The organism is Pseudoalteromonas sp. TAB23, from assembly GCF_000498075.1.
GTDB classification, from domain to species: Bacteria; Pseudomonadota; Gammaproteobacteria; order Enterobacterales; family Alteromonadaceae; genus Pseudoalteromonas; species Pseudoalteromonas arctica.
The window spans coordinates 1-1975 of the sequence record NZ_AUTP01000295.1 but is presented as its reverse complement, the minus strand read 5'-3'; the positions used below and the strand labels follow the sequence as shown (position 1 = coordinate 1975).

Here is a 1975-nt window from a genome sequence, read left to right as displayed (position 1 = left end):
ACATTGACCCCCGCTCGAATCTCCCTATAATGCGACCCCACTGAGACAGGAAACGCCAACGCATAGCGAGGCACGAACTACTCAGAGAGTTAAATAAAACTTCGGTTTTAAATCTTCTAAAAAGAAAGTTTAAAACTAAGTGTTGACTCGAAAAATAAAGGGTGTATTATTCGCATCCCTTGAGACGCTAAAGCGAATCAAAACGTTCTTTAACAATATAAAGCAATCATCTGTGTGGGCACTCGTACAGATTGAGTTCTAACAGCCAACCTACTTAGGTAGCGAGGCAAAAAAATTAGAGTCTCAATTGAAAACTGAGTGACCAACAGAATAGTTATTTCGGTAATTATTCGGCACAGTCAATTCAATATCGAAAGATATTAAAATAAATTCAGAATTCATTGAGCTGTCGAAAGACATAAAACTTTTTAATTGAAGAGTTTGATCATGGCTCAGATTGAACGCTGGCGGCAGGCCTAACACATGCAAGTCGAGCGGTAACAGAAAGTAGCTTGCTACTTTGCTGACGAGCGGCGGACGGGTGAGTAATGCTTGGGAACATGCCTTGAGGTGGGGGACAACAGTTGGAAACGACTGCTAATACCGCATAATGTCTACGGACCAAAGGGGGCTTCGGCTCTCGCCTTTAGATTGGCCCAAGTGGGATTAGCTAGTTGGTGAGGTAATGGCTCACCAAGGCGACGATCCCTAGCTGGTTTGAGAGGATGATCAGCCACACTGGGACTGAGACACGGCCCAGACTCCTACGGGAGGCAGCAGTGGGGAATATTGCACAATGGGCGCAAGCCTGATGCAGCCATGCCGCGTGTGTGAAGAAGGCCTTCGGGTTGTAAAGCACTTTCAGTCANTTACTGACAGAAGAAGCACCGGCTAACTCCGTGCCAGCAGCCGCGGTAATACGGAGGGTGCGAGCGTTAATCGGAATTACTGGGCGTAAAGCGTACGCAGGCGGTTTGTTAAGCGAGATGTGAAAGCCCCGGGCTCAACCTGGGAACTGCATTTCGAACTGGCAAACTAGAGTGTGATAGAGGGTGGTAGAATTTCAGGTGTAGCGGTGAAATGCGTAGAGATCTGAAGGAATACCGATGGCGAAGGCAGCCACCTGGGTCAACACTGACGCTCATGTACGAAAGCGTGGGGAGCAAACGGGATTAGATACCCCGGTAGTCCACGCCGTAAACGATGTCTACTAGAAGCTCGGAGCCTCGGTTCTGTTTTTCAAAGCTAACGCATTAAGTAGACCGCCTGGGGAGTACGGCCGCAAGGTTAAAACTCAAATGAATTGACGGGGGCCCGCACAAGCGGTGGAGCATGTGGTTTAATTCGATGCAACGCGAAGAACCTTACCTACACTTGACATACAGAGAACTTACCAGAGATGGTTTGGTGCCTTCGGGAACTCTGATACAGGTGCTGCATGGCTGTCGTCAGCTCGTGTTGTGAGATGTTGGGTTAAGTCCCGCAACGAGCGCAACCCCTATCCTTAGTTGCTAGCAGGTAATGCTGAGAACTCTAAGGAGACTGCCGGTGATAAACCGGAGGAAGGTGGGGACGACGTCAAGTCATCATGGCCCTTACGTGTAGGGCTACACACGTGCTACAATGGCGCATACAGAGTGCTGCGAACTCGCGAGAGTAAGCGAATCACTTAAAGTGCGTCGTAGTCCGGATTGGAGTCTGCAACTCGACTCCATGAAGTCGGAATCGCTAGTAATCGCGTATCAGAATGACGCGGTGAATACGTTCCCGGGCCTTGTACACACCGCCCGTCACACCATGGGAGTGGGTTGCTCCAGAAGTAGATAGTCTAACCCTCGGGAGGACGTTTACCACGGAGTGATTCATGACTGGGGTGAAGTCGTAACAAGGTAGCCCTAGGGGAACCTGGGGCTGGATCACCTCCTTATACGATTTAGAACTTATTTGTTCGTAGTGTCCACACAGATGATTGTTA

Annotated in this window: 1 rRNA gene; it reads left to right on the top strand. The window is 49.2% G+C overall.

Annotation, left to right across the window (positions count from 1 at the left end):
- Window positions 1–429: 429 nt before the first annotated feature.
- Window positions 430–1927: ribosomal RNA gene (locus L654_RS0118350) — 16S ribosomal RNA — on the top strand.
- Window positions 1928–1975 lie beyond the last annotated feature (48 nt).